Origin of the sequence: Lonsdalea quercina subsp. quercina, from assembly GCF_000688655.1 — a bacterium.
Taxonomy (GTDB): Bacteria; Pseudomonadota; Gammaproteobacteria; order Enterobacterales; family Enterobacteriaceae; genus Lonsdalea; species Lonsdalea quercina.
In genome coordinates this window covers 48,627-75,295 of record NZ_JIBO01000009.1, presented here as the reverse complement: position 1 = coordinate 75,295, position 26,669 = coordinate 48,627, and the positions used below count along the sequence as shown (strand labels likewise).

At 59.5% G+C, this 26,669-nt stretch carries 26 protein-coding genes; 16 read left to right on the top strand and 10 right to left on the bottom strand.

Annotated features, from left to right (window positions below; translation table 11 throughout):
* Nucleotides 1-5: 5 nt before the first annotated feature.
* From hpxZ to RZ35_RS10535, 4 genes are all read right to left on the bottom strand, one after another.
* Nucleotides 6-392, bottom strand: a complete 387-nt coding sequence (gene hpxZ, locus RZ35_RS10550; RefSeq protein WP_036153194.1) for an oxalurate catabolism protein HpxZ — start codon at nucleotides 390-392, stop codon at nucleotides 6-8.
* Nucleotides 393-409: 17 nt separating this feature from the next.
* On the bottom strand, nucleotides 410-1,816 hold the full coding sequence (locus tag RZ35_RS10545) for an AtzE family amidohydrolase (protein ID WP_036153191.1): 1,407 nt from the start codon (nucleotides 1,814-1,816) through the stop codon (nucleotides 410-412).
* On the bottom strand, nucleotides 1,813-2,010 hold the full coding sequence (gene hpxX, locus RZ35_RS10540) for an oxalurate catabolism protein HpxX (RefSeq protein WP_099049265.1): 198 nt from the start codon (nucleotides 2,008-2,010) through the stop codon (nucleotides 1,813-1,815). Before hpxX ends, RZ35_RS10545 begins: the two co-directional genes overlap by 4 nt.
* A 42-nt stretch (nucleotides 2,011-2,052) precedes the next feature.
* Nucleotides 2,053-3,639, bottom strand: coding sequence for a gamma-glutamyltransferase family protein (locus tag RZ35_RS10535; protein WP_026743266.1), 1,587 nt, complete (start codon nucleotides 3,637-3,639; stop codon nucleotides 2,053-2,055).
* A 220-nt stretch (nucleotides 3,640-3,859) separates the two neighbouring features.
* On the opposite strand from RZ35_RS10535, the gene RZ35_RS10530 reads away from it, so the two are divergent.
* The 7 genes from RZ35_RS10530 to hpxK all read left to right on the top strand — a co-directional run bounded on the left by RZ35_RS10530 (nucleotide 3,860) and on the right by hpxK (nucleotide 10,629).
* Nucleotides 3,860-4,699 (top strand): MurR/RpiR family transcriptional regulator, encoded by an 840-nt coding sequence (locus tag RZ35_RS10530; RefSeq protein ID WP_026743265.1) that lies wholly within the window; start codon nucleotides 3,860-3,862, stop codon nucleotides 4,697-4,699.
* Nucleotides 4,700-5,199: 500 nt separating this feature from the next.
* Entirely contained in the window at nucleotides 5,200-5,991 is a 792-nt protein-coding gene (locus RZ35_RS10525; protein ID WP_099049264.1) for a transporter substrate-binding domain-containing protein, read from the top strand.
* A gap of 1 nt (nucleotide 5,992) precedes the next feature.
* Nucleotides 5,993-6,661: an amino acid ABC transporter permease gene (locus tag RZ35_RS10520; RefSeq protein WP_026743263.1), complete on the top strand. Its 669-nt coding sequence runs from the start codon at nucleotides 5,993-5,995 to the stop codon at nucleotides 6,659-6,661.
* On the top strand, nucleotides 6,661-7,314 hold the full coding sequence (locus tag RZ35_RS10515) for an amino acid ABC transporter permease (protein WP_327062231.1): 654 nt from the start codon (nucleotides 6,661-6,663) through the stop codon (nucleotides 7,312-7,314). The genes RZ35_RS10520 and RZ35_RS10515 overlap by 1 nt, the downstream gene beginning before the upstream one ends.
* Nucleotides 7,295-8,038, top strand: coding sequence for an amino acid ABC transporter ATP-binding protein (locus RZ35_RS10510; protein ID WP_026743261.1), 744 nt, complete (start codon nucleotides 7,295-7,297; stop codon nucleotides 8,036-8,038). The genes RZ35_RS10515 and RZ35_RS10510 overlap by 20 nt, the downstream gene beginning before the upstream one ends.
* A gap of 81 nt (nucleotides 8,039-8,119) precedes the next feature.
* Nucleotides 8,120-9,364: a pyridoxal-phosphate-dependent aminotransferase family protein gene (locus RZ35_RS10505; protein WP_026743260.1), complete on the top strand. Its 1,245-nt coding sequence runs from the start codon at nucleotides 8,120-8,122 to the stop codon at nucleotides 9,362-9,364.
* Complete coding sequence (gene hpxK, locus RZ35_RS10500; protein WP_026743259.1) at nucleotides 9,361-10,629, top strand: allantoate amidohydrolase; 1,269 nt, start codon at nucleotides 9,361-9,363, stop codon at nucleotides 10,627-10,629. Before RZ35_RS10505 ends, hpxK begins: the two co-directional genes overlap by 4 nt.
* Before the next feature lie 261 nt (nucleotides 10,630-10,890).
* On the opposite strand, the gene RZ35_RS10495 is transcribed toward hpxK, so the two are convergent.
* Both RZ35_RS10495 and RZ35_RS10490 read right to left on the bottom strand, forming a co-directional pair.
* Nucleotides 10,891-11,658 (bottom strand): amidohydrolase, encoded by a 768-nt coding sequence (locus RZ35_RS10495; protein WP_026743258.1) that lies wholly within the window; start codon nucleotides 11,656-11,658, stop codon nucleotides 10,891-10,893.
* Complete coding sequence (locus tag RZ35_RS10490; RefSeq protein WP_026743257.1) at nucleotides 11,646-12,803, bottom strand: pyridoxal phosphate-dependent aminotransferase; 1,158 nt, start codon at nucleotides 12,801-12,803, stop codon at nucleotides 11,646-11,648. Before RZ35_RS10490 ends, RZ35_RS10495 begins: the two co-directional genes overlap by 13 nt.
* A 287-nt stretch (nucleotides 12,804-13,090) precedes the next feature.
* On the opposite strand from RZ35_RS10490, the gene RZ35_RS16955 reads away from it, so the two are divergent.
* Nucleotides 13,091-14,167 (top strand): glycoside hydrolase family 19 protein, encoded by a 1,077-nt coding sequence (locus tag RZ35_RS16955; RefSeq protein WP_051625549.1) that lies wholly within the window; start codon nucleotides 13,091-13,093, stop codon nucleotides 14,165-14,167.
* Between the two features lie 100 nt (nucleotides 14,168-14,267).
* Here the strand turns inward: RZ35_RS16955 and RZ35_RS10480 are convergent, their stop codons facing one another.
* Nucleotides 14,268-14,699 (bottom strand): hypothetical protein, encoded by a 432-nt coding sequence (locus RZ35_RS10480; protein ID WP_139171522.1) that lies wholly within the window; start codon nucleotides 14,697-14,699, stop codon nucleotides 14,268-14,270.
* A 465-nt stretch (nucleotides 14,700-15,164) separates the two neighbouring features.
* On the opposite strand from RZ35_RS10480, the gene RZ35_RS10475 reads away from it, so the two are divergent.
* From RZ35_RS10475 to RZ35_RS10465, 3 genes are all read left to right on the top strand, one after another.
* A complete protein-coding gene (locus RZ35_RS10475; RefSeq protein WP_026743255.1) occupies nucleotides 15,165-15,779 on the top strand; it encodes a methylthioribulose 1-phosphate dehydratase in 615 nt (204 codons plus the stop codon).
* On the top strand, nucleotides 15,776-16,465 hold the full coding sequence (mtnC, locus tag RZ35_RS10470; protein WP_026743254.1) for an acireductone synthase: 690 nt from the start codon (nucleotides 15,776-15,778) through the stop codon (nucleotides 16,463-16,465). The genes RZ35_RS10475 and mtnC overlap by 4 nt, the downstream gene beginning before the upstream one ends.
* The gene (locus tag RZ35_RS10465; RefSeq protein ID WP_026743253.1) at nucleotides 16,462-17,004 is read left to right on the top strand and encodes a 1,2-dihydroxy-3-keto-5-methylthiopentene dioxygenase; all 543 of its coding nucleotides are present in this window, start codon (nucleotides 16,462-16,464) and stop codon (nucleotides 17,002-17,004) included. Before mtnC ends, RZ35_RS10465 begins: the two co-directional genes overlap by 4 nt.
* Nucleotides 17,005-17,060: 56 nt before the next feature.
* Here the strand turns inward: RZ35_RS10465 and mtnA are convergent, their stop codons facing one another.
* Entirely contained in the window at nucleotides 17,061-18,092 is a 1,032-nt protein-coding gene (gene mtnA, locus RZ35_RS10460; protein ID WP_026743252.1) for an S-methyl-5-thioribose-1-phosphate isomerase, read from the bottom strand.
* A 141-nt stretch (nucleotides 18,093-18,233) separates the two neighbouring features.
* Between mtnA and mtnK the strand changes: the two genes are divergently transcribed.
* The 4 genes from mtnK (at nucleotide 18,234) to RZ35_RS10440 (ending at nucleotide 22,726) form a co-directional block, all read left to right on the top strand.
* Complete coding sequence (mtnK, locus tag RZ35_RS10455) at nucleotides 18,234-19,436, top strand: S-methyl-5-thioribose kinase (protein WP_026743251.1); 1,203 nt, start codon at nucleotides 18,234-18,236, stop codon at nucleotides 19,434-19,436.
* Between the two features lie 417 nt (nucleotides 19,437-19,853).
* Complete coding sequence (locus RZ35_RS10450; protein ID WP_036153179.1) at nucleotides 19,854-20,876, top strand: alpha/beta hydrolase; 1,023 nt, start codon at nucleotides 19,854-19,856, stop codon at nucleotides 20,874-20,876.
* A gap of 248 nt (nucleotides 20,877-21,124) precedes the next feature.
* Complete coding sequence (lpcA, locus tag RZ35_RS10445) at nucleotides 21,125-21,706, top strand: D-sedoheptulose 7-phosphate isomerase (RefSeq protein WP_026743249.1); 582 nt, start codon at nucleotides 21,125-21,127, stop codon at nucleotides 21,704-21,706.
* Between the two features lie 252 nt (nucleotides 21,707-21,958).
* A complete protein-coding gene (locus tag RZ35_RS10440) occupies nucleotides 21,959-22,726 on the top strand; it encodes a class II glutamine amidotransferase (protein WP_026743248.1) in 768 nt (255 codons plus the stop codon).
* Here the strand turns inward: RZ35_RS10440 and dpaA are convergent.
* Nucleotides 22,697-23,419, bottom strand: coding sequence for a peptidoglycan meso-diaminopimelic acid protein amidase (gene dpaA / locus RZ35_RS10435; protein ID WP_026743247.1), 723 nt, complete (start codon nucleotides 23,417-23,419; stop codon nucleotides 22,697-22,699). The two genes, RZ35_RS10440 and dpaA, sit on opposite strands and share 30 nt — an antisense overlap.
* Nucleotides 23,420-23,913: 494 nt before the next feature.
* On the opposite strand from dpaA, the gene dinB reads away from it, so the two are divergent.
* Complete coding sequence (gene dinB / locus RZ35_RS10430) at nucleotides 23,914-24,975, top strand: DNA polymerase IV (RefSeq protein WP_026743246.1); 1,062 nt, start codon at nucleotides 23,914-23,916, stop codon at nucleotides 24,973-24,975.
* A gap of 69 nt (nucleotides 24,976-25,044) precedes the next feature.
* On the opposite strand, the gene pepD is transcribed toward dinB, so the two are convergent.
* Nucleotides 25,045-26,505: a beta-Ala-His dipeptidase gene (gene pepD, locus RZ35_RS10425; RefSeq protein WP_026743245.1), complete on the bottom strand. Its 1,461-nt coding sequence runs from the start codon at nucleotides 26,503-26,505 to the stop codon at nucleotides 25,045-25,047.
* Nucleotides 26,506-26,669 lie beyond the last annotated feature (164 nt).

The window sequence follows — 26,669 nt, the reverse complement described above, 5'->3', positions numbered from 1 at the left end:
CGCGTTTACGTCATCAGGCTGACGTGGGCGGCCACAATGCGCCACCCCTGCTCGGTGCGGATCCAGGTTTGCATCTGGCGACCCACCTTCTCTGAATGCGCCCGACGAAACTCGGTGCTGGCGACGGCCATATCCCGGCCGTAGCTGGTGATCACCGTATTGTGCAACTGACGGTCGAGTCCGGCTGAGGAACGGGCGGCGCGAAACGCCCGGATTTGCTCAATCCCGTAGAGGTTCTCGGAAGCGCCATAGCGCACGGTGCGCGCATCGTGCCAGAACAGGGCGTCGAGTTCATCGACGTCGTTGCCGGTCAGCGCTTTTTCGTAGCGGGAGAAGGCGGCGGTGACCTCTTCCAGCACGTCGGGCAGGTTGATGTCGTTGAGCTGCAACATGTCGGTTTCCTTGCGTTTCAGGGCTGTAAGGGGATGACGGAATGCGTGATGCCTTGCTGCTCCAGACGACGGGCCGCGCGCAGCGCAATGTCCTCGCGCCACGGCGCGGCAATCAGCTGAACGCCGATGGGCAGCCCGCAGTCGGTGAGCAGCGGCACGGTGACCACCGGCAAACCGACGAACGAAATCGGCTGAGTCAGCATGCCCATGCTGGCGCGAATGGGCAGATCCGCCCCGTTAATGCTCATGGTTTCCTGACCGATCGGCGTCGCCGAGCAGGGCGTCGCCGGGGCGATCAACAAATCGGTGTGTTCGAACAGCGACAGGACTTTCCGCCGGAAGTGGTCGCGAAAGCGCTGTGCCTGAACGTACCACGTCGCCGGGATCATCGCGCCGGCCAGCAGACGTTCGCGTGAATGCGGTTCGATCTGTTCCGGCACGCTTCGCAGCGCGGGCAGGTACTGATTCCCGCCTTCGCTGGCGGAGATCAGGAACGCGGCCGTACGAGCCAGCGCGGCATCGTCGAACACCACGTTATCATCGGCCCCCAGCGCCCGGGCGACCCGCAGCACGGCGGTTTTCGCGTGTTCGTCGCACCAGTCGGCGAAATAGCCCGCCAGAATTCTGGCGCGTATTGGCTGCGCGTCATCGTCCAGCGTGGCCGAGCAGTCCAGCGACGCATGCGGCGTTTGAAAACGATCGTGGGCGTCGACGCCTTGCAGCAGATCGAATACCTGCGCCAGATCCTCCGNGTTACGCGCCATCGGGCCGATGTGATCGAGGCTGGCGACGAAGGGCTGCGTGCCGCGGCGGGACAGNCGGCCAAAGGTCGGCTTAAGGCCGAAAATGCCGCATAGCGACGAAGGGACGCGAATGGAGCCGTTGGTGTCGCTGCCGAGCGCGAAAGTCACCAGCCCGGCCGCGACCGCCGCCGCCGAACCGCCAGAGGAGCCGCCCGCGATGCGCGTCAGGTCATGCGGGTTGCGGGTCGCGCCATAGTGGGTATTCTCCGTCGTGAAGCCATAGGCGTAGGCGTCCATGTTTAACAGCCCCGACAGCAGCGCGCCCTGAGCGCTCAGCCGACAGACGGCGTAGGCATCCTGCGTGGCGGGGGGACGCTGGCTGAACAGTTTGGCTCCCGCCAGCGTGGTTTCTCCCGCCACGTCGAACAGGTTTTTGACCGCATACGGCACGCCGGTCAGCACGGGCAGCGCGCAGCCGTCGCGGCGTTGTCGGTCGAGTTGCGCGGCCTCTGCCAGCATGCGCGTCTCGGTGACGCGGGTGTAAGCATTGAGCTGAGGATTGCGCTCGGCAATGTGCGCGAGCGTCTGTCGGGCGATATCCTGCGCGGACAACTCGCCGCGCTCTTGCAGCGCATGAAGCTCATCAATGGAATAGCTGCCGGGGTGGCGTGTCGCACTCATAACTGATAAACCCCCGCAATTTCTTCACGTTCGTCCAGCGGAAAGGCCATCAGCGGCAGCGCCATATCGGCGATGCGGCTGAACTGTCGCTGTAATTCCTGGCGGCGGGCCGGATCTAACTCCAGCGCCAGCAATGTTTCCATTTGCCGCAGATAGTCGGCCAGTGCGGCGTCATCAATTTTCATCTCACTCATGGTTCCCTCTGTGATCATCGTTGTTGTCGCGATCTTGCAGATTTAAAAGCCGAGGGCGCTGCCGTTGCTGCGTGGGTCGAACGCCCCTTCGAGCATACCGTTAGTATGGCGTACGATAGCCCCGGCGTGTCCGACGCTCTCGCTGAAATCGGGCAGCATCTCCACCTCATGGCCCAGCGTGCGCAGCGTATCGACGGTGGCGGCCGTGAAGCGGTCCTCCAGCTTGAGACTGTCGGAGGTTTGTCCCCAGGTGCGGCCCAGCAGCCAGCGGGGCGCGGCGATGGCCTGTTGAAGCGGCAGTCCCTGCACCACGTGGCGGATAAACAGCGCCGCCTGCGTTTGCGGCTGGCCGTCGCCNCCCATCGATCCATAGACCATCGTCCGTCCGTCGGACAGCCGTGCGGCGGCGGGATTCAGGGTGTGAAACGGCTGTTTGCCCGGTTCCAGCGCCAGCAGATGCTGCGGATCGAGGCTGAACGAGGCTCCCCGGTTCTGCCAGACGATGCCGGTCTTCGGCAGCACCACACCGCTGCCGAATTCGTGATAAATGCTCTGAATAAACGAAACCGACAGCCCGTCGCTGTCGCACACGCCCATCCACACGGTGTCGCCGGGGCCTTTGCCTTCCCCCCACGGCGCGGCGGCGTCAATATTCACGCGGGTGCTCAACGCCTCCAGCGCCTCGGCGCTGAGCAGGGCCGGGATATCTTGCGTGACGAGCCTGGGATCGGTGATGTAGGCATCGCGCAGTTCGAATGCCAGCTTGGTGGCTTCGACAACGCGGTGGATCGTTTGTGCCTCGTTGAGATCGGCCATGTCGAGCCGGTCGGCGATCCCGAGGATCGCTAACGACACCAGCCCTTGCGTCGGCGGCGCCAGGTTGAAGATCTCGCCCTGACTGTGGGCCAGCCTCAAGGGCGCGACGCGTTTGGCGCGATAGTTCGCCAGATCATTCCGGGTCACCGGCATACCCACCTGCGTCATGGCCGCCGCCAAGGTATCGGCCAGCGGGCCGCGATAAAAACTGTCGAGACCGTCTTGCGCCAGTTGCGTTAGCGTGCGGGCGAGATCGGGCTGAGTGAAGCGGCTGCCGGGGAGAGGGGGTGTACCGTCTGGCAAGAAGACGCGGCGAAATTCGGCATGGGCGCTGAGTGCCTCACCCTGTTGCGTCAGCGCGTCCGACTGCGAAGACGTGACGGGCATACCGTGTTCGGCGTAGCGGATCGCGTCGGCCAGCAGCCGCTTCAGCGGCAGCGATGTTCCGCGCAGTTCGGCGGCATAGCGCAGCGCTTCCTGCCATCCGCCGACGGTGCCTGCCACAGTGATGGCGGCTTTAGGGCCGCGATGCGGAATGCGGTCCAGACCGTCGTATATCGCGCGGTTGGCCAGCGAGCCTGCCGGTCCGCTCGCGTCGATGGCGATGGGATCGCCCTGCGGCGGCACGATAAGCCAGAAACCGTCTCCGCCCAGACTGTTCATGTGCGGATAGACGACGGCGATGGTGGATGCGGCGGCGACCATCGCTTCAATCGCATTCCCGCCCTCCCGCAACACCGCCTGAGCGGAGGCGCTGGCCAGGTGATGGGGCGTCACCACCATGCCGGCGGGCGCACNATTACTGTACATCATAAAAAAGATTCCCAACGCTAGGGGACAAGGCTCCGGCGCTCAACGCTGGCGAGCGATAAATCGGAGGTCATACGTCGCGCCGTGAGGGTGCCCATGGATAATCGACTCAAGACAAAAGCAAGAAGCATTCCACTCTTTTTCCTCTTACTGTCCCCGACGAGAGGTGTGCTAAGGTGCAGCGATACCGTGAAGGGATGAAACGAAAGTTACAGAGGCAGGCATGAAGCAGATTGATGAACGGCTACGCAGCCACTTTAATGCGCTCTCCCCCCAGGAGCGGCGAGTCGCGGAGTTTATTTTCGATCACCTCAACGACCTGATCAGCTACAACAGCGCGGAGCTGTCGCGACTGTGCGGCGTCTCCAAAGCGACCGTCAGCCGGTTGTTCCGCCGTCTCGGCTATCCCAGCTACCGGGAAATGCGCGACGAGCTGCGCACGCTGCGTCAAAGCGGCATGCCGCTGGCCGACAACCGCGACGCGGTGCAGGGCAATACGCTGCTGGCGCGACACTATAAGCAGGAGATGGCGAATCTGACCCAGTGGGTCAATCAGATCGACCCGGTGCAGTTCGGCGCGGTGATCGCCGCGCTACGGCAGGCCCGGCGCGTCTGCCTGATTGGGCTGCGCAACAGTTATCCGGTGGCGCTGCATCTGCGCCAGCAGCTATTGCAGGTGCGGCCGCAGGTCTGCCTTTTGGCGCAGCCGGGGCAGACGTTGGCGGAAGAGCTGGCCGACCTGAATCCGCAGGATGTCGTGATCGTAGCCGCGTTTCGCCGTCGTCCTCGACTGATCCCGTCTCTGCTCGCCCAACTGAAGGAGAAACAGGTCCCGGTGCTGTTGCTGTGCGAGCCGCAGGCCCACACTCTGCAACCGCTGGCGACCTGGACGCTGAGCGCGCCGCTGGACAGCGTCTCCGCCTTCGACAGCTACGCCTCTGCGATGGGGCTGGTCAACCTGCTGAGCAACGCGTTGCTGCATGAAATGTTGCAGGACGGGCGTCAGCGCATCCACCACATTGCCGATCTGTACCAACAGCTGGATGAGCTGGAGCAGCGTTAGGCGGAGTTTCGCCCGGCGTGTGAGCGCCGCATGACTGGCTCGACATCATGGGCAACCTACGTCGAAATGTCAGGTACTCGGTCCACAGGCGTCATTCCGCATGCCTATCGCCATAACGTCCCCTGACGTCAATGCCCTGGAACTTCGGTGATGCGTTGAATAACCCATGATGGCGGCCATGCCGTCATGCCAAAGGACGTGTCGATAGCGCTCAGCGATAAGCCGGTTTTCAGCACCAGAAGAGTGCCATTGCTCTTTTATGGTGCGTTATTTCAGGGCGAGCGTCGTCGTCTTTTCTTCGCCGTCCCCGCAATGCTACTTCCCGCTCACTCTGACAGAAAGCTTATCTACAGGAAGGCCTGCGCTTTTTTTTGCTGTTCATCTCACCCCGCCGACAACCTCATTATTGGCATATATCTTGCTCACTAGTTTGTAACGATAGTTTCATCATTGTTTATTGAGAATCTTTTGTTTCACATTGGCGAACCAGGAGCAGAGCGATGGATATCAGAAAAGGTTTCTTGGCCGTGGTCAGCGCGGCGCTGTTTTTTGTACAGTCTGGGCATGCTCTGGCAGATCAGCTGCAAGACATTGAAAAGCGCGGCGTACTGCGCGTCGCCGTGCCGCAGGACTTCCCGCCGTTCGGCTCGGTCGGCACGGACCTGCAGCCGCAGGGCTACGATATCGACATGGCCCGTTATCTGGCGAGTGAGATGAAACTAAAGTTGCAGCTGGTGCCCGTCACCAGCGCCAACCGGGTGCCTTACCTGCAAACCAACAAGGTGGATCTGGTGATCTCCAGCCTGGGTAAAAACGCCGAGCGCGAAAAGGTGATCGACTTTAGCCGCGCCTACGCGCCGTTCTTCCTGGGCGTGTTCGGACCGAAAGACGGCGATCTCGCCAATCCTCAAGCGCTGGCGGGCAAAAGCGTGGGCGTCACCCGCGGCGCGGTAGAGGATATGGTTCTGACCGACATCGCGCCGAAAGAGGCGCAGTTGAAGCGCTATGAGGACAACAACACGACGCTGTCCGCCTACTTGTCCGGACAGGTGCAGTACATCGCGACCGGCAACCTGGTGGTCGCGGCCATCGCCGCCCAGAACCCCACGAAAGCGCCGGTGGCGAAATTCATGCTGAAGGATTCGCCGTGCTTTATCGGCCTGAAAAAAGACGAGCCCGCTCTGAAGGCGAAGGTCGATGCGCTGATCGACAAGGCGGTGCAGGACAACACGCTGAACGGCCTGTCGCAGAAGTGGCTCAAGGCGCCGCTACCCGCCAATCTGGGCGCGTGACATGACCTATCAGCTTGATTTCGCGGCGCTGTGGCCTTACTGGCCTGAGATGCTGGCCGGTCTGTGGGTCACCCTGCAACTGACGGTGCTGGCCACGGTCGGCGGCATTGCCATCGGCATCGGCGGCGCCGCGCTGCGCAGCGGAAAGCCGAACGTGTTGAGCGGATTGTGGGGCGTTTACGTGGAGGTTATACGCAACACCCCCTTCGTCGTGCAGCTGTTCTTTATCGTGTTCGGACTGCCGAGTCTGGGGCTGAAGTTGACCGCGGGGGAGGCGGCGCTGATCGCCATGCTGGTGAACCTCGGGGCCTACAGCACCGAGATCATCCGCGCGGGCATTCAGGTGACGCCGAAAGGCCAATGGGAGGCCTGCCGGGTGCTGGGGCTGACGCGTACGCAGACGTTTCTGCGGGTGATCCTGCCGCCGGCGCTACAGCGAATTTATCCGGCGCTGGTCAGCCAGTGCATCATCGTGATGCTCGGCTCCTCGGTGGTGTCGCAGGTGTCGTACGAAGAGCTGACCTTCGCCGCCAATCTGATCCAATCGCGCACCTTCCTGAGCTTTGAGGTGTATCTGGTCACCACGCTTCTGTATCTGGCGTTGTCGCTGCTCATGCGCCAACTGCTGATGATGTTGGGGCGACGTTTTCTGGGAACGCAGGGCGCATGATGAACTTTACCGACTGGGATATCGTACGCAACCTGCTGCTGGCGGGACGCTGGACGGTGCTGCTGTCGCTGACCGCGTTCTTCGGCGGCGCGCTGGTGACGCTGCCTTTGCTGCTGCTGCGTTTGACCCGCCGTCCCTGGCCGCTGCGCCTGACCCGCGCTTACGCCAACCTGTTTCAGGGCACGCCGCTGCTGATGCAGCTGTTCCTCGCCTTCTTTGGTCTGGGCCTGTTCGGCATCGACGTCAGTCCGTGGGTGGCCGCCGCGCTGGCGCTGACGCTCTTCACCAGCGCGTTTCTGGTGGATATCTGGCACGGCAGCGTACTGGCGCTGCCGCGCGGTCAGTGGGAAGCCTCGCGCTGTCTGGGGCTGAGCTTCTGGCAGACCTTGAGCCGAGTCGTCGCGCCGCAGGCGATGCGCATCGCCATCGCCCCGACGGTGGGCTTCTCCGTGCAGGTGATCAAAGGCACGGCGCTGGCGTCCATCATCGGCTTCGTCGAACTGACCAAGGCCGGAACCATGCTGAACAATGTCACCTATCAGCCTTTCAAGGTGTTCGGGCTGGTGGCGCTCGGCTACTTCCTGCTGTGTTATCCGCTGTCTTACTACAGCCGCTATTTGGAGAAGAAATTCAATGCCGCTCATCACCCTTAATCAGGTGCATAAGTTTTACGGTCAAAACCACGTGTTAAAGGGCGTGGACCTGGACGTCGAGATGGGCGAGGTGATCTCCATCATCGGACGCAGCGGTTCGGGTAAAAGTACGCTGCTGCGTTGCATCAACGGACTGGAAGGCTATCAGGAAGGTAGCATCAAGCTGGGCGGAATCACCATCACCGACCGGGAGTCTCAGGCGCGTGAAATCAGCCGTTCCGTCGGGATGATCTTCCAAAATTTCAATTTGTTCCCGCATATGACCGCGCTGGAAAACGTGATGCTGGCGCCCCGGTTGGTGCTGGGCAAAAGCGCGACGGAGTGTCGCCGTCTCGGCGAACAGATGCTGGACAAAGTCGGGCTGGGCGAACGGCGGGACTACTATCCCGCCAATCTCTCCGGCGGACAGCAGCAGCGTGTGGCTATCGCCCGCGCATTGGCGATGAATCCGAAGGTGCTGTTGTGCGACGAAATCACCTCGGCGCTGGATCCGGAGCTGGTGGGTGAGGTGCTCAAAGTGCTGGAACAGCTGGCGGCGGAGGGCATGACGCTGATTCTGGTCACCCACGAAATGAATTTTGCCCGCGAGGTCGGCGACCGCGTGGTGTTTATGCATCAGGGCACCGTGTGGGAGCAGGGCGAAGGGAGCCGCCTGTTCGCCCAGCCGCAGACCCCGGAACTGAAACAGTTTATCGCCTCCGTGCGCGGGCTGACCGAAGCCTGACACGCGGCGCAACCGGTACGCCTTTCTGCGTCCGGCGCGGCTACGCACACCATGAATTAAGGACATCAGGAGTTCACCACTATGCAAAGCGAACTGTTCGCTCAAATTAATCCGCCTCATCGTCTGCTGATGGGGCCAGGTCCCATTAACGCCGATCCGCGCGTTCTCCGGGCGATGTCCAGTCAGTTGATTGGCCAGTACGACCCGGTGATGACCGGCTACATGAATCAGGTCATGGCGCTGTATCGCCAGCTGTTTCGTACCGAAAACCGTTGGACGATGCTGGTGGACGGCACCTCGCGATCGGGCATCGAAGCCGTGCTGGTTTCGGCCATCCGTCCCGGCGATCGGGTGCTGGTGCCGGTTTTTGGCCGCTTCGGCCATTTGTTGTGTGAGATTGCCCGTCGCTGCCGCGCCGAGGTGCATACGATTGAAGCGCCGTGGGGCGAAGTCTTTACGCCCGACCGCATTGAGGACGCCGTGAAACGCGTCAAACCGCGTCTGCTGCTGACTGTTCAGGGCGACACGTCGACGACGATGCTGCAACCGCTGGACCAGCTTGGCGACATCTGCCGCCGTCACGGCGCGCTGTTGTACACCGACGCCACCGCGTCCTTTGGCGGGAACCCGCTGGAAACCGATGCCTGGGGGCTGGATGCCGTATCCGCCGGTTTGCAGAAGTGCCTTGGCGGGCCGTCCGGCAGTTCGCCGGTGACGATCAGCGAACGGATGGCTGCGACGATCCGCCGGCGCCAATGCGTGGAGCAGGGGATCCGCACCGACGATCATCAGGATGGCGACGAGGAGAGGGTGTATTCCAACTACTTCGATCTGGGCATGATCATGGACTACTGGGGACCGGAGCGGCTAAACCNCCACACCGAAGCGACCAGTATGCTGTTCGCCGCCCGCGAGTGCGCCCGCATTATTCTGGAAGAGGGGCTGGACGCCTGCATCGCCCGCCATGCGTTGCACGGGCAGGCGCTGTTGGCCGGGATCGAAGGTATGGGCCTACAGGCTTATGGCGATCCGGCGCATCGCATGAACAACGTTTTAGGCGTGACGATCCCCGAGGGGATCCACGGGGAAGCCGTACGTAAGCTGCTGCTGGACGATTTCGCCATCGAGATCGGCACCTCTTTCGGCCCGTTGCAGGGCAAGATCTGGCGGATCGGCACGATGGGCTACAACGCGCGCAAAGACTGCGTCATGCAGACGCTGACCGCGTTGGAAGCCGTACTGAATCGGCTGGGCTTCCGCTCGGTGCAGGGCGCGGCGTTGCAGGCCGCGTGGGATGTCTACGCCAGTCAGCAGGCATCGGCATGAGCAACGTGGCGATGACGGCTGCCGAGGCGCTCGACGCCGCGCGGCAGGTCATGGATCGCTGCGATGCGCTGGCGCAGATTTCCGAAAGCGCAGGCCAACTGACGCGGGTCTACCTGTCACAAGAACATCTGCGCGCCAATCAGGTGGTCGGCGAGTGGATGCGTGCGGCGGGGATGCGCGTCTGGCAGGACAGCGTGGGCAATATCTGCGGCCGCTATGAGGGCGAAACGGCCCATGCCCCGGCGCTGCTACTCGGTTCGCATCTGGACACGGTGCGTAACGCCGGTCGTTACGACGGCATGTTGGGCGTACTTTGCGCGCTGGAAACCGTCCGCTACCTGCATCAGCGTCACATTCGGCTGCCGGTGGCGCTGGAGATCGTGGGTTTCGGCGATGAGGAGGGCACGCGGTTCGGCATCACCCTGCTGGGCAGCCGCGGACTGACCGGCACCTGGCCGGCGGAGTGGCTGGCGTGCCGGGATGCCGACGGCGTTTCCGTGGCGCAGGCGCTGACGCAGGCCAAATTGTCTAGCGACGCCATCGGGGAGGCGGCGCGCGCGCCGAGCGAGATTCTGGCCTATCTGGAACTGCATATCGAACAGGGGCCGTGTCTGGAGCAGGCCGGGCTGGCGCTGGGCGTGGTGACGGCGATCAACGGCGCACGGCGGTTGAACTGCGCTTTTTTGGGCCACGCCGGCCACGCGGGCACGGTGCCGATGGGCCAGCGACAGGATGCGCTGGCGGCGGCGGCGTCCTGGATGACGCAGATGGAAGCGCTGACGCAATCGGGCGATCCGCATCGGGTCGCGACCGTGGGAGCGTTGCAGTGTTTGCCGGGGGCGGCCAACGTTATCCCCGGCGAAGTCAGGCTGACGCTGGATATCCGCGGACCGGAAGACGCGGCGCTGGAGGCCTTGCTAAGCCAGTTGCTGCATGCGGCGGAGGAGACAGCGGCGCGGCGCGGATGTCACTTCAGCGCGGAGGAGTATTATCGGATTCCCGCCACGCGCTGCGACGCCAGGCTGCAGGCGATGTTGTCCGACGCCGTGACGACGGTGCAGGGAACGGGCCTGTCGCTGCCGAGCGGCGCGGGGCATGACGCGATAGCCATCGCCGAACGTTGGCCGGTAGGGATGCTGTTCGTGCGCTGTCGCGGCGGCATTAGCCATCATCCCGATGAGTCAGTGCTGACTAACGACGTGGCGCAGGCGGTGCAGGCGTTGCTGCTGACGGTGCAAAGCGTCGCACGCAACGGTCTGAGGTGAGTGTGGAGAATCTCGGGCGCGCCCGTGCGGTTGCGACAAAGGGGGCGAAATAGGGCAGGCTGTATCACCGTCGCTGGAACGATAAGGTGTAAATCGGTTCTGATTGTGGCGCGTGAGGTTTTCGTGAATGGCGGCTCGCGCCACACCGTCTATCCCACCGTCTCTTTATGGACGAAAGAGCATGGCGCATTCGACGCCACGCCTGATAGCCGAAAAGTTAGCGCTGACTCACTTTGTCGGGAACAAGGCGAGAGGCGCGTGCTACAGGTCGAACTTGTCCGCGTCGCGCCAGGCCGGGAAAGCTTCCCGATAGGCCTGTAACGCTTCCAGCGACAGCTCCGCATCCAGACGCGCGGGCTGATTTTCCGGGGCGCTGGCCAGCGTCTGACCCCGCGGGTCGAGGATCACGCTGTCACCCTGATAACGGTGGCCGTTGGCATCGGTGCCGACGCGGTTGCAGCCCGCCACATAGCTCTGATTTTCAATCGCACGGGCCGTGAGCAGCGTCTTCCAGTGATGCGCGCGCGGCGTCGGCCAGTTAGCGACGTACAGCAACAGGTCGTAATCTTGCTGGTTGCGCGCCCAGACTGGGAAGCGCAGGTCGTAGCAGATCAGCGGCATAATGCGCCAACCGCGCCACTCCACCACCAGCTTTTTCTCCCCCGCCTGATAAAACTGATGTTCGTCCGCCATGCGGAACAGATGCCGCTTGTCGTAGCGATACAGCGCGCCGTGCGGATCGGCGAACAGAAAACGGTTCGCCGCGCCTTTCGGCGTTTGCACCGCCACGCTGCCCCCGATGAGCGCGTTAGCGCGCTGCGCCCACTGGCAAAGCCATGCTTCCACCACCGACTGTTCCAGACTGTGTTCGGCGGCTTCCATCGCGAATCCGGTGGNGAACATTTCCGGCAGCAGAATCAGATCGCGCCCCGTGATGTTCTCCAGCAACGCGTCGAAGTGACTCAGGTTGGCTGGGCCATCCATCCATGCCAGGGGTTGCTGCAATAGGGTGATTTTCAAAGTCGACATAGGCGCTCCGCAGCGGCATCCAACGTGGATTCCTGTTTAGCAAAACATAACCGAATCAAAGTATGGGGGAAAGGGTCTGCGCAGAAAACCGACAGCGGAATGGCGGCGACGCCGACGTGTTCGGTCATCCAGCGGCAGAAACTCACGTCATCCTGCGTCGAAATCGCTTTGTAGTCCGCCAGCAGGAAGTAGGTGCCCTGACACGGCAGCAGTTCGAAGCGGCTGGCGGACAGGGCTTTGACGAAGCGGTCTCGCCGCGCTTGGTAAAAGTCAGGCAGTTCGCGCCAGTGTTCCGGATGTTCCCGCAGCATATCGGCAATCGCCAGCTGTGCGGGCGTGTTGACGGCGAACGTCAGGTACTGGTGGATTTTGCGCAGTTCGGCGCTGATAGGCGCGGGCGCCACGCAGTAACCTACTTTCCAGCCGGTCATATGAAACGTTTTGCCGAAGGACGAGACGGCGACCGCCCGCTGACGAAGCTCGGGATGCGCCAGGACGCTGGCATGGCCTTGCGGGTCGAAGCAGATATGCTCGTACACTTCATCGCTCAGCACGTAAATTTCGCGTTCTGCAATCGCCTGCCAAAGGGCATTAAAATCCGACGTTTGCCAGACGGTGGCGGATGGGTTGTGCGGCGTATTGAGGATCACCAGACGGGTTCTATCGCTCAGCAGTTCGGCGAACTTCGCCCAGTCCACCTGGAAGGCGGGCGGCTGTAGCGCCAGACGCTTCACCACGCCGCCGGCCAATTCGATGGCTGGCGCATAGCAGTCATAGCTGGGGTCGAAGCAAATCACCTCGTCGCCCTGGCGCACCAGCGCGCTAATGGCGGCGAACAGGGCTTCCGTCGCGCCAGCCGTGACCGTGATTTCATGATCGACATCCGGTTCCCAGCCATACAGCTGCCCGGTTTTTTCAGCGATGGCCTGTCTCAGCGGCGCGACGCCGGTCATCGGCGCGTATTGATTGGCTCCCTGACTGACGTGAAAGGCCAGACGTTCTTGCAGATAGGAGGGACCATCGAAATCAGGAAAGCCCTGCGACAGATTGATCGCCTGATGTTTCTGCGCCAGCGCGCTCATCTGACTGAAGATCGTCGTGCCGAGGGAAGGAAGNTTACTTTGGGGGATTAGCGCCGCGCTCATGACTGAAAACAACTCCTGCAAACTTGTATAGCTAGCCAATATATCACGCTGTCAACAATTGGCAATCAAGACGCTTGAACGTCTATATGGCTAAACAAATTGCCGCTTGAAAACAGCAAAGCAGACTTATCGTATTGATATGTGGCGCTAATACTGTTTGAAATCGTTTTTAAACTAGTGAGCGATAAAGGAGGGCAGCAACCAGGCATAAACAATCCTGAGGAACAGGAACGCCAGTGCGAACGCTGGCTATTTGGAAGTTAAACCACATAAGGACATATTTGTTTATGAATACCGTAATGAAGAATGTAGATACGATCGATTTTGGCAAGCGTCAATCCATTCGAAATCTCGACGTGTTATCTGGCCCATTGGTGCCGTATGGACCGGCCATTTTCAGGGTGAAACGATTACCCGAATATTTATTGGCTCATCTCCCTCTCCCTTTTGATTCGACGTCCTGTCGGGCCGTCAACGATTTATCTTCAGCGCTACAGGCGGGNCTGCGCGCGATGCTGGCCGCGACTCTTCCGCGCAATTTTCTCCAGTCCGTGTTGCCGATGACGGCGCAGGGGTATGGAACCTCGACGACGGAACCGACCACCTGCGCCTGCGGTCGTGATATTACGCTGGGCGAGCTGCGTAAAATCGCGCCAAAGGCCGATGAAGACAAACTGATGACCTACCTGAAGGCCTTCAATGATGGCTTCGCCAAATATGGGATGACGACATGCAGGGAGAAAGCGCATTTTCTCGCACAGTGTTGCCACGAAAGCCTTGGGTTGGTGTACACCTCGGAGATTAACGGGAGCCAAAAAAGTTATGCGCCGTGGTACGGACGCGGACTGATTCAATTGACCTTTGAAAAGAACTATCGCGCTTACGGCAGCGCCGTGGGGGAGGATGTTTATTCTAATGAAGACAACCGGAATAAACTGACCGTCTATCCGCACTGTGTGCAATCGGCTTTTTGGTTTTATATGGATTATGGCAACCAGAATCTGAATAGTTACGCCAAAAAAGATGATTTCAATATGATCACGGCTCGAATCAACGGCGGTTTCAATGGTTATGACGACCGCTTGCGCTATTTCGATAAGGCCACTGAAGTGCTGAAGTGTGCGCATCTCAACCAATTAAGAAAGTCGAACGGATTCACTTTCGAGGAGAGCGGCATTTATAACAACAAGGTGTATGCGTACAGCTGGGCGCGTTATCACGATCCTCTGAGTAAGGAACAGGGAACGCGTAAAGACAAGGCCGAAGCGCTGGTGGCTTATAAAAGGGCGTTGGCGTTATACCAGGCCGCGAAGGACGCCACCAAGGTCAGCGCGATTCAAACGCGAATAGATAATTTGAGTTAACAGGCAGGGGCTGATTCAGCCCCTTTTTTTATGCCCGGCTCTTCCGAACGCAACAGGCGAATNCCGTGACGTCTGCGATGTTGTCAGGAAGCGCGACGGGTTATTTCGCCAGCCTGGAGAGATTATTGATGTCTTCACCAAACGAGCAGAGTTGGTCGGGCATTCGATTTTTATCGGAAGAGTAAGAGAAAAACTGACCGGCAGGTTCAGCTTGAGTCGCGAGATTCTTGAACGAACCCATGCTGTATTCGACACCGTTGATATGGAAGCTGACCACATTGTATTCGGGCGATCTTTCGATGTTTCGACGATAGGTTTGGCTAATTTCCTGCACGGTTTCATCCGCAACATGGCTTTCCCCGTTGAGGATTAATACCAATTTCCCTGCCTGATTTTCCAGCGAGATGCGATCGCCCTTGTCCGTCGGACAATAAAACAGCAGCGTGTCGTCAGGCGACGGCGCGGACTGAGCGGGCGGACAGAAAACGATAAAACAGCACAAAGAAAGAGGGATTTTAACCATCCTTTTCACGGTTTTCTCCTTGGCGGGAAGGGCTGATGATCTTCTTGAGATNCCCGTTTTCTCCGGGTAATCTCTCGCTTTAACGTCCTGCCTGTCATCAGGCGAAGGCGCAGCGGTCAGAGGGCCGACACGGTGAACGTGAAGGGCCGCGAGGCAGACACATCACTGATGTACCAGTGTAGACGCTGTCGGGCGCGGACCTCAACACCGGCCGAACGCCTCCTCATCGAACCCGCGGATTTCTCGCTGCCGGTCAGGCGTGCGGCGCGAGCCAGGCACTTCGCCGTCAGCGCTAAAAGCCTACATCAGCGCTTGAGTCAGAGGTTGTCGTCGCGGGCAGGGTGAGACCGGCACGTTGACCTGTATTCTCTCTGATCTTTATAAAAAATCATGCTCACTGAGCGGCAATAACAACACTGAACGCCGACGGTTGCGTCGGAACGTTTGGGGATTCACCTGCACTGGGAATAGACAATGAGCGATAACGTATATTTGGCCGACCTGCTGGCGGCCTGCCACTGGATCGGCGAAAAAGGCTGGTGTCCCGCCACCGGCGGCAATATGTCCGTCCGTCTTGATGGGGCGCGCAGCCTGATCACGGCATCGGGCAAAGACAAGGGCAACCTGAAACCTGAAGACTTTTTGCAGGTCGACATTGCCACCAACCATGTTCCCTGCGGCCGCACGCCGTCTGCGGAAACCGGTTTGCACACCCTGCTGTATCGTCTCGACGCGCGCATCGGCGCCGTGCTGCATACGCACTCGGTAAACGCCACGGTGTTGTCCCGTGCGGAGAAAAACGACGCCCTGTTGCTGGAAGGCTACGAGATGCAGAAGTCGCTGGCCGGCCAGCGTTCGCATCTGGACCGCGTCACCATCCCCATTTTCGATAACGATCAGGACATTCCTGCGCTGGCCGAACGTGTCGCGGCTCGCCATCGGTCTTCGCCGCTGCGCTATGGTTTTCTGGTGCGGGGCCACGGCCTTTACTGTTGGGGGGAGAGCGTACAAGAGGCGCGCCGCCATCTCGAAGGGCTGGAGTTTCTGTTCCAGTGCGAACTGCAACGACGTGTGCTGGAGGCGCAATGATCAAGGCCATCGTGACTGATATTGAAGGCACCACCAGCGACATTCGCTTTGTCCACAACGTGCTGTTTCCCTATGCCCGCGCTCGACTGGCGCAGGTGGTGGCTCAGGCGGAAGAACGGCCGGATGTCGCCGAGGCGCTGGACGCGCTGCGTATCGAATTAGGGCAGCCAAAAGCCAGCCAAACTGAGCTGGTGGACGCATTGGCGCAATTTATGGATCAGGATCGCAAGTCGACGGCGCTGAAAGCATTACAGGGCATTATCTGGCGCACGGGCTATCAGCAGGGCGATTTTCACGGCCATATTTACGACGACGTGACGCCGCAGCTGCATGCGTGGTTAGAGCAGGGCATTAAGCTGTATGTCTACTCTTCCGGCTCGGTCGAGGCGCAGCAGTTGCTCTTCGGCTACAGCGAGGNGGGCGATTTACGGCCGCTGTTCAGCGGGTATTTCGACACGCGCGTCGGCGCCAAGCGTGAAGTCACGTCCTACCGGAATATCGCCGACGCTATCGCGTTGCCGGCGGCGGAGATCCTGTTCCTCTCCGATATTCATCAGGAGCTGGACGCGGCGCGAAGCGCCGGATGGCAGACCTGTCAGCTGGTGCGCGCCGAGGCAGACCCCCACAGCGATCACCCGCAGGTGAGCCGCTTCGATCACATCGACGTACAGGAGATTTCCTTATGAGCGCACTCACTATTTTCAGCGATCAAGACGCATCCCAGCCGGTCTGGGAGAGCCGGGACGCGGAGGCCATCCGTCAGCGTCTGAACGCCATCGGCGTTCGCTTCGAGCGCTGGCAGGCGGACCGTGCATTAAGCGCCGAGCCTGATGCGGAAGAAGTGCTGGCGGCCTATCAGCACGAAATCGACAAGCTGGTGGCGGAAAAAGGCTATCAGAGTTGGGATGTGATCAGCATGCGCGCCGACAATCCGCAGAAGGAGGCGTTGCGCGGTAAGTTTCTGTCTGAGCATACCCACGGGGAAGATGAAGTGCGTTTCTTCGTAGAGGGCGCAGGGCTGTTCTGCCTGCATGTCGAGGGGCAGATTTTCCAGATCCTGTGTGAGAAGAACGATTTGCTGTCCGTACCGGCGGGAACGCCGCACTGGTTCGATATGGGATCGTCACCGAACTTCACGGCGATCCGGCTGTTCGACAACCCGGAAGGGTGGATCGCGCACTTCACCGGCGACGACATTGCCACGGCCTATCCGAAGCTGGCCTGATTGACTGACTTCAAGCGTCTCCCCACCCGAGCGGCGGGGAGGCGTCTCCTACCGCATTAACGCGACAGCGTCTGCTGAAAAATGCCTTCCCGTACCTGCTCGGGCGTCACCACACCACAATCCAGCACCCAACCGCTAATCAAGGCGGCCGGGGTGACATCAAAGGCCGGGTTATACACCGGCGCATCCTGCGGCGCCCACTGAGTGTGGCCGAAGCTTCCTGACACGCCGGTGACCTCGGCGGTGGCGCGCTGTTCGATGGGGATCGCGCGGCCCTCCGGACAGTGGGGATCGAGCGTGGTGTGAGGCGCGGCGACGTAGAAAGGAATGCGGTGATAATGCGCCAGCACCGCCAGGCTATAGGTGCCGATCTTGTTGGCGACATCGCCGTTGGCGGCGATGCGGTCCGCGCCGACCCACACGGCATCGACTTGGCCCTGCGCCATCAGCGACGCCGCCATCGAGTCGCAAATCAGGCGATAGGGAATACCCAATTCGCCCAGTTCCCAGGCGGTAAGGCGTCCGCCTTGCAGCAACGGCCGGGTTTCATCCACCCATACGTTTTCAATCTNGCCCTGCTGATGAGCGCGCAGCAGTATCCCGATCGCCGTGCCCACGCCCGCCGTCGCCAGTCCGCCGGTGTTGCAGTGTGTCAGCAGCCGGCTGCCGGAGGTGACCAGCGTGGCGCCGTAATCCGCGATGCGATCGCACAGGGCGCGATCTTCCTCAATCAACCGCAGGGCTTCCCGCCCCAGCGCCGGGATCCACTCCGGCGCCGCCAGCGCCTGCTTCATGCGATCAAGATTGTTCATCAGGTTGACGGCGGTCGGGCGTGCCGCGCGCAGCGTCTCAAGCGCGACCGTCAGCGCCTGTCGCGACAGGCCGCCTTCCGCCAGCAGTGCCAGCAGCAAACTCGCCGATAATCCGATGACCGGCGCGCCCCGCACGCGCAGCGCTTTGATGTGTTCTACCAACGCAGGGACGTCCGGGCAGGGATGCCAGACCATCTCCTGCGGCAGCGCCTGCTGGTCCAGGATCCAGAGCTGGTTATCGATAATCTTCAGACTTGTCGTGTTAATGTTTTGCATTCAGGGTTAAATCCGTGTTGCGCTATTGCATCAATTTTTTTATTCTGCCAGTATGCTTTACGGATGTATAGACGTCCAAACGCTTTTATGTCTAAAACAACAATAAAACGACCAACAGCACCACATACCAGGGGATTCGCAATGTCGCAATACCGTACTTTTCACGCAGACGATGCTGTAGCATACNCCCGCCAATACGGCGGCGTGGCAGAGGCACATACGTTGGTCGCCGCCGAGGAGATTGGTGACGGCAACCTGAATCTGGTCTTCAAAATCCGCGATACGCAGGGCGTCAGCCGTGTGATTGTCAAGCAGGCGCTGCCCTATGTGCGCTGTGTCGGCGAGTCGTGGCCGCTGACGTTGGACAGATCGCGCATCGAAGCGGAAACTTTGCTGACCCATGCGCAGTTTTGCCCGCAGCATACCGTCGCGGTGTTGCATTACGATCCCAAACTGGCGGTGATGGTGCAGGAAGATCTGTCCGATCACCGCATCTGGCGTAACGAACTGGTGGCGGGGCGCCATTACCCGCAGGCGGCCTCTCAGCTAGGCGAGTATCTGGCGCAGACGCTGTTTCATACCTCCGACTTCTATCAGCCGCCGCACGATAAGAAAGCGGCCGTCAGCCGTTTCACTAACCCGGAGCTGTGTCAGATTACCGAGGATCTGTTCTTTACCGACCCTTATATCGACCATGAACGTAATCAGTTCGAGCCGGAGCTACTGCCGGACGTACTGGCGCTGCGGGAAGATCGCGCCCTGAAGCGCGCGGTGGCGGCATTGAAACACGGTTTTCTCGCCAAGGCGGAAGCGTTGTTGCACGGGGATGTGCACAGCGGATCGATTTTCGTGGCCGAAGGCAAGCTCAAGGTGATTGATGCCGAGTTCGGTTTCTACGGTCCCATCGGCTTCGATGTGGGGTCGGCGCTGGGGAACCTGCTGTTGAATTACTGCGGCGTGACGGGATTGTTAGAAGCAGAATCGGCAAAGATCGCCCGATCTCAGCGTCTCGAGGAGTGCGCCACGCTATGGCGGACTTTTGCTGAGCGCTTTACGGTGCTGTGCGCAGAGCAAGGTCGTGAGCCTGCGCTGGCGGCTGACGGCTATGCAGAACTGTTTTTGCGTCAGGTGTGGCGAGACGCCGTCGGGTACTGCGGCAGCGAATTGATTCGTCGCACCATCGGCCTGGCTCACGTCGCGGATCTGGACGGTATTGGGGATCCCCAGGCGCGTTTGACCGCGAAAAGACATGCGCTGGCGCTGGGCAGAGCGCTGATCGTCGAAGCGCCGGTTGTCGGCGACATCGACGTGCTTTTGACGCGGATCCGTCAGTTCGACGTCTGATCCACTCCGTATCGCAGTCGGTGCGGCCAGGCCGCCGTCACGACAGGAAAATAGCATTCGTGGCGGTGGTCGACGCATCGAATATTGCGCTCATCGGTCATGGCGGCGCGCCAGCGCTTCAACGCTTGGCGACGTCAGGCGCACAATTCCACTCCTCGTTGTTTCTTCGTGTTCCTTCCCCACATATCGCTGAAGTAAGGGNTCTTTCAGGCAAGAACCACTTGAATGTGTCGCTGTTTTCGAATGAGGGCTTTGCGATATTGGCGCTATGTGGGCGTTGTTCATCTGTTCATAAAACACCGAAGGTTAAAGTCGGTGAGTTGTGGCTATTTTCACCTATCATTTTCATGAGCAGGATTGCATTAACCNCCATGAACGCTTGGATTACGGCATCAATGCGCTGATAGAGGGTAGAAGATGAAAAAACGCGCTTGTCATCGACACGATGGCAGCCTGTTACCGTCGGCGGGTATCGCTTACGCGGCCAGTGCTGACCCGTATATTGAACGTGACACGCAGGCTTTGTTAACTGCGCTGAGCCGCGGGGATGGCCCGCCGATTGAGCAACGCTCTCCGGCAGAGGCGCGAAAGGTACTGGCCGATCTGCAGGCGAGCGTCGAAGTAGATCTGTCCGGCACCATCATCTCGCATAAAACGATTCAGGTGGACGGGCATCCGCTGGCGTTGACCATCGTGCGGCCTGACAACGTCGGGGACATGCCGCCCGCGTTCATGTTTTTTCATGGCGGTGGCTGGGTGCTGGGTGATTTTATGGCCCACCAGCGTATGGTCAGGGATTTGGTGCTGTCTTCTCATGCGGCGGCGGTCTTTGTGGACTACACCCTCAGCCCTGAAGCGCATTATCCCGTGGCAATTCATCAGGCCTATGCCGCGACCCAATGGGTGTCTGAGCACGGCGCTGAAATCAACGTCGACGGACAGCGTCTGGCCGTAGTTGGCAATAGCGCTGGCGGTAACATGGCGACGGTGGTCAGCTTGATGGCGAAAGAAAAGGGCACGCCGACGCTTCGTTATCAGGTGCTTTTCTGCCCGGTTACGAATGCCAAATTTGATACGGAATCTTACCAACTTTTTGCGGAAGGCCGTTTTCTGACTCGCGCTATGATGACCTGGTTTTGGGATCACTACACAATTAGCGACGCGCAGCGCGCCGAGATTTACGCATCGCCGCTGAGGGCGAGCGAAGCGCAGTTGAAAGGGTTACCGCCAGCCCTGATCCAAACCGCAGAAAACGATGTATTGCGAGACGAAGGAGAAGCCTATGCGCGTCATCTGAACGCGGCGGGCGTTGATGTCGTGCAGGTGCGTTACAACGGCATGATCCACGACTTTGGTTTTCACAACGCGTTAGTGAACGTGCCGGAAGTTCAGGCCGCGCTAGATCAAGCTGGCAGCTTGCTGAGAAAGCATCTGCAGTAATCACCGCGTGTCGAGAGGCATGTTTTAATGTCTTATACTGCCGATACGTCGGCGGTTTTTTTTCATTCCAGCCGTGCCTTGCAACGTGGTTCTATGTGATGGACGGTGGAAACTGTGCGTTAAATAATCTCCCCTACGTGACCTCCGCCGCGAATCATATCAATCGTTAATTGTCCGCTTCTCCGGGTTTGGGCGATCCGTTACACTGCATGGCAGACCATCGTGATATCACCTAATGAGAGGGTTCCATGTATCAGGACTTAATCCGTAAAGAGCTAACAGAAGCGGCGGATACGCTGAATACCTTTTTGAGCGACAATGCCAATATTCAGTCGATTCAGGATGCGGCGGTACTGCTGGCGGACGCGTTCAAAGCGGGCGGAAAGGTAATCTCCTGTGGGAACGGCGGTTCTCATTGTGATGCCATGCATTTCGCTGAAGAGCTGACCGGCCGTTACCGTGAAAACCGTCCGGGACTGCCGGCGATCGCGATCTCCGATCCGAGCCATATCTCTTGCGTCGGCAATGACTTTGGCTACGACTTTGTGTTCTCGCGCTACATAGAATCGCTTGGACGTGAAGGCGATGTGCTGTTGGGGATCTCCACCTCGGGCAATTCCGGCAATATCATCCGGGCCATTGCGGCCGCGCGCGCCAAGCGGATGAAAGTCATCACGCTGACCGGCAAAGACGGCGGCAAAATGGCGGGATCGGCGGACGTCGAAATCCGCGTGCCGCATTTTGGCTACGCCGACCGTATTCAGGAAATCCATATCAAAGCGATTCATATCCTGATCCAGCTGATTGAAAAGGAAATGGCGGAGAGCTAATCCCGCTGCGCCTACGGTGCATCAGGCAGCATCCCGCACCGGTGCAAAGGCTGTCGTTGCCGCGAAATCGCTTCATCAAGGCGCGGACGGGCGCTCCGCAGAAGATGGGGATGTCACGTTGGCCCTAAGGAGCAGAGCTGCGCTGTTTTTTAGGGCCATTCACACCGCACGGATCTCGCCTGAAGACGCAGGCTAATCACCGCCAGCGGCTCTGACGTTTTCATCGCGGGTCACAGAGGTAAGGAATCCACCATGTGTGAACTGCTTGGGATGAGCGCTAATGTCCCAACTGATATCTGTTTTAGTTTTTCCGGGCTGATGCAACGCGGCGGCCGTACCGGGCCGCATCGTGACGGCTGGGGCATCACCTTTTACGAGGGCAATGGTTGCCGTACGTTCAAAGATCCGCTGCCTAGCGCCACGTCGCCCATTGCACAGCTGGTACAGAAGTATCCCATCAAGTCCTGCGCCGTGGTGTCTCATATCCGCCAGGCCAACCGCGGTGCGGTGGCGCTGGAAAACACCCATCCGTTTACCCGCGAGCTGNGGGGGAGAAACTGGACGTTCGCCCACAACGGTCAGTTAAAAGGCTATCGCAGCCTGAAAACCGGAACCTACCGCCCGGTAGGGCAGACAGACAGCGAATACGCCTTCTGCTGGCTGCTTCACCATCTCTCGTTACGCTATCCCCGTACGCCATCTCACTGGCCTTCGGTCTTTCGCTATATCGCATCGCTGGCGGAAACGCTGAGCAAAAAGGGCGTGTTCAACATGCTGTTGTCCGATGGACATTTCGTGATGGGGTATTGTTCCACGCGGCTATGCTGGATTACGCGCCGTGCGCCATTCGGCAGGGCGACGCTGCTGGATGATGATGTGGAGATCGATTTTCAACAGCAGACCACGCCGGATGACGTGGTCACCGTGCTGGCGACGCAGCCGCTGACGGGGAATGAAACCTGGCATCAGATCGAGCCAGGCGAGTTCGTGTTATTCCACTTTGGTGAGCGCATAGTTTGAAAACGGGTTCTTGTTCGGCGTCGCCTGATTCACCATATACTGGCCGTTAAACACCGCAACGGCCGGGGGCTGGTGGTGCTGGTTGAAGTAGGCGTAGCCCGGCTGCAACTGCTGCCAGAAATTGGCGTAGGTAGAATTGCGATGCCGCTGCAGGTTTTTGTCCGTCATGCGGAACGGGTAAATCGCCAGTTCGACTTTCGCCTGCCCGTTCAATAGCGCCCGCTCGACGTAGGTGTAGATCTCATCGATGTACTGATTGGTCATCGCATAACAGCCGACCGATACGCACTCGCCGTGAATCATGAGATAGCGTCCGGAATAGCCCTGGGCACGGTCATATTCGTTGGGAAAACCGACGTTGATGGCGCGGTGAAATCGGCTATCCGGTTTAAGCTGATGCAAATCGACCTGATAAAATCCTTCCGGACTTTTCATATCGCCTTCCACACGTTTGGGACCGAGACCGCCCGAGTATTTGCAGATGGGATAGCTTTGCACCAGACGATAGTCGGTGCCGATTTTGGCATACAGCTCCAAAAGCCGCTCTTCTTTGAAGATTTGAATATAAACCGGCGAGCCTAACGCCTGCTGCTTGAAAGAGGTCGTGACCGGAATGACTTCGCTCGCATAGCTGGTAACAAATACGGAAGGCAAAAAAAACAGCGTCGCAAATGACAGTGCGATTTTTTGCATTGATGGATCCTGATAACTGAAGCTGTGTGACATACGGTATTTTTGTGGTGTCGTCCCGTATTCCTGTGCCTAAGGCGGTGTAGCGCTGTCACATTAGCACTGCGTTTATTTTATTCAAGTGGGAAATTATGTCAGACGCAAACAGCGGTGAAAGAGAGGTCGGACCGGGGGCGTCATCGTGGCCGGAATGACGGCTCCGCGCCCAGCCGATAAGGCGCGAGAAGGTCAGGGCAAAGCACCGGTAACACGACGATTTTATTAAGAAACTTATTGGCATCAACCCGTCTGAGGCAGAAAAGGGAAACCCTCCCTGAGACAGGAAGCGAGCGCGAGCCATTTTTCTTTTAGCGTATTTTCCACGAAAATCGGGCGGATGAGCGCGCCGTCAGGGCCTTTGACTTTCGCGGTTCACTGGCGCGACGTGGCTCCGGTGGTGGAGCTGCTTGCATCATTCCATATTGGTACTGTATTTTTATACAGATACCGGAGGGGATATGCGCAAGATTATTCATGTCGATATGGATTGCTTTTACGCCGCCATTGAAATGCGGGACAACCCGCGCCTGCGCGATATTCCCCTTGCCATCGGCGGCAGCGCGCTGCGCCGCGGGGTGATCAGCACCGCCAATTATCCCGCTCGCCGTTACGGCGTACACAGCGCAATGGCGACCGCGACCGCTTTGCGACTCTGTCCGCATCTGACTTTGCTGCCGGGACGTATGGAGGTGTACAAAGCCACCTCCCTCCAGATCCGTCAGATCTTTGCCCGCTATACCGAACTGATCGAACCTTTATCGCTCGACGAAGCGTATCTCGATGTCACCGACAGTCTTCACTGCAACGGCTCCGCCACGCTGATGGCGCAGGAAATACGTCAGACCATTTTCGATGAGCTGAATCTGACTGCCTCCGCGGGCGTCGCGCCCATCAAGTTCCTGGCGAAAGTGGCCTCGGAGCAGAACAAACCCAACGGGCAGTTCGTCATTACGCCCGCTGAGGTGGATGACTTCATTCTGGCGCTGCCGTTGGCGAAGATCCCCGGCGTCGGTAAAGTGACGGCCAGCCGGTTGTCCGAGCGGGGGCTGCATACCTGCGCCGACGTGCGGCGTTATGATTTGTCCGCGCTATTGAAGTCGTTCGGCAAGTTCGGGCGTGTGCTGTGGGAGCGCTGTCATGGTATTGATGAACGCCAAGTGTTGCCTGACCGGCTGCGTAAATCCGTCGGCGTCGAGAAAACGCTGGCGGAGGATATTCACGACTGGCCTCAATGCGAAGCGCTGATCGAAACGCTGTATGACGAGCTGGAGGTGCGGCTGCGTCGGGTGAAGCCGGATCTGCATATCGCGCGTCAGGGCGTGAAGCTGAAATTCGACGATTTTCGGCAGACCACGCAGGAGCACGTCTGGCCGGTGCTGAACAAACAGGATCTCATCCAGTTGGCGAGGCAGACCTGGGAGCAGCGGCGGGAGGCGCGCGGCGTTCGGCTGGTGGGATTACACGTGACGCTACTGGACCCGCAGCTGGAGCGACAGCTGGTATTTAACTGGGAGCGTTAATCGAGGGCGCTTGGCGCCGCATCCGGCGAGGTTTCCAGCCGGATGCGGGAAGGGCAGGCGATGAACGCCTTAGCGTTTCTCTGGGATGGCTTTCAGAACCGCAGTCAGCAGTTGCCAATAGAGGCCGACGCTGACGATATTTACCCGCTCATCCGGCGAGTGCGGTCCGGTGATGGTCGGGCCGATAGAAACCATATCCATCTCCGGATAAGGCTTCTTAAACAGCCCGCATTCCAAACCGGCGTGTATCACCTGAACGCTCGGCGTTTTATCGAACAGCTGCTGGTAGGTTTCCCGCACCAGTTGCATGACCGGCGATTGCGCGTCCGGCTGCCAGCCCGGATAGCCGCCTTTGGGACGCGTTTCCGCGCCGGCCAGCTGTCCCAGCGACGTCAGCATGCTCACCACATAGTCCTTGCCGCTGTCGATCAGCGAACGGATCAGGCAGTGCACTTCCGCCTGTGTCTCCGTCATGGTGATCACGCCGACGTTAAGCGAGGTTTCCACCACGCCTTTCACCTCGTCGCTCATGCGGATGACACCGTTAGGGATCGCGTTGAGCAGGGCCACTAGCCGATCGCGGCTATCTGTGGTCAGGGCTGCGGCGGCGTCCGACGTCGGTTCGACCAGAATAGTGATGTTTTTTTCCACCGCGGCCAGTTCGTGTTTCAGTACGGCCACATAGTCCTGCGCTGCCGCTTTCAGCGCAGCGATTTTATCTTCTGCGATGGCCAGCGTGACCGCGCTTTCGCGCGGGATGGCATTGCGCAGCGTGCCGCCGTTCAGGTCGAGAAGACGCAGGTCCAGCGTTTTCGCCTGCTCCGCCAGGAAACGGCCCAGCAGTTTATTGGCGTTGCCCAGCCCCAGGTGAATATCGCAGCCGGAATGACCGCCTTTCAACCCTTTAATCACCAGCTTCATCACCTGATAGCCCGCGGGCACCGCTTCCCGCTGCAGCGGCAGACGCGTCAGGAAATCGATCCCGCCCGCGCAGCCCATGTAGACTTCGCCTTCCTCTTCCGAGTCGGTGTTGATCAGAATCTCTCCCTGCAGCCAGTTCGGTTGCAGGCCGAAAGCGCCGTCCATGCCGGACTCTTCCGTCATGGTGAGTAGCACTTCGAGCGGACCGTGTTCGACGCTGTCGTCGGACAGGACGGCCAGCGTAGACGCCATGCCGATACCGTTGTCAGCGCCCAGCGTGGTGCCGCGCGCTTTCACCCACTCCCCGTCGATATATGGCTGAATCGGATCTTTCGTGAAATCATGCGCCGTATCGTTGTTTTTCTGCGGCACCATATCCAGATGCGCTTGCAGCACGACCGGCTTGCGGTTTTCCATGCCCGGCGNCGCCGGTTTGCGCAGCAGAATGTTGCCGACGCGATCGCGCTCTGAATGAATGCCGCGCGCCTGCGCCCATGACAGAATGTGCGCCGCCAGCGCCTCTTCATGATAGGAGGGATGCGGAATGGAACAGATCGTGGCAAAAATATCCCACAAGGGCTGTGGGGAAAGCTGAGACAATTCAGACACTATTCACGTCTCCTTTTCAGCAGCCTAAGTCCGCGTCTGGCGCGTGAGGCGCTACAGGTTAAAAAAATGATCGCGCTTGAGCGCGGCGATCGGGCATCATGAAACAGAGTATCACTTTCCCGCCGCCGGGGAGAGTCTGTCAATCCTGGTGGCGAAGAATCGGC

Bases quoted from the DNA above. Each gene is read 5' to 3' on its own strand.
- lpcA (WP_026743249.1), top strand. From the start codon at position 21,125: ATGTATCAGGACTTAATCCGTAAAGAGCTAACAGAAGCGGCGGATACG.
- hpxX (WP_099049265.1), bottom strand. From the start codon at position 2,010: ATGAGTGAGATGAAAATTGATGACGCCGCACTGGCCGACTATCTGCGG.
- RZ35_RS10525 (WP_099049264.1), top strand. From the start codon at position 5,200: ATGGATATCAGAAAAGGTTTCTTGGCCGTGGTCAGCGCGGCGCTGTTT.
- RZ35_RS10465 (WP_026743253.1), top strand. From the start codon at position 16,462: ATGAGCGCACTCACTATTTTCAGCGATCAAGACGCATCCCAGCCGGTC.
- RZ35_RS10530 (WP_026743265.1), top strand. From the start codon at position 3,860: ATGAAGCAGATTGATGAACGGCTACGCAGCCACTTTAATGCGCTCTCC.
- RZ35_RS10520 (WP_026743263.1), top strand. From the start codon at position 5,993: ATGACCTATCAGCTTGATTTCGCGGCGCTGTGGCCTTACTGGCCTGAG.
- hpxZ (WP_036153194.1), bottom strand. From the start codon at position 392: ATGTTGCAGCTCAACGACATCAACCTGCCCGACGTGCTGGAAGAGGTC.
- RZ35_RS10510 (WP_026743261.1), top strand. From the start codon at position 7,295: ATGCCGCTCATCACCCTTAATCAGGTGCATAAGTTTTACGGTCAAAAC.
- dinB (WP_026743246.1), top strand. From the start codon at position 23,914: ATGCGCAAGATTATTCATGTCGATATGGATTGCTTTTACGCCGCCATT.
- hpxK (WP_026743259.1), top strand. From the start codon at position 9,361: ATGAGCAACGTGGCGATGACGGCTGCCGAGGCGCTCGACGCCGCGCGG.
- dpaA (WP_026743247.1), bottom strand. From the start codon at position 23,419: ATGCAAAAAATCGCACTGTCATTTGCGACGCTGTTTTTTTTGCCTTCC.
- RZ35_RS10515 (WP_327062231.1), top strand. From the start codon at position 6,661: ATGAACTTTACCGACTGGGATATCGTACGCAACCTGCTGCTGGCGGGA.
- RZ35_RS10475 (WP_026743255.1), top strand. From the start codon at position 15,165: ATGAGCGATAACGTATATTTGGCCGACCTGCTGGCGGCCTGCCACTGG.
- RZ35_RS10450 (WP_036153179.1), top strand. From the start codon at position 19,854: ATGAAAAAACGCGCTTGTCATCGACACGATGGCAGCCTGTTACCGTCG.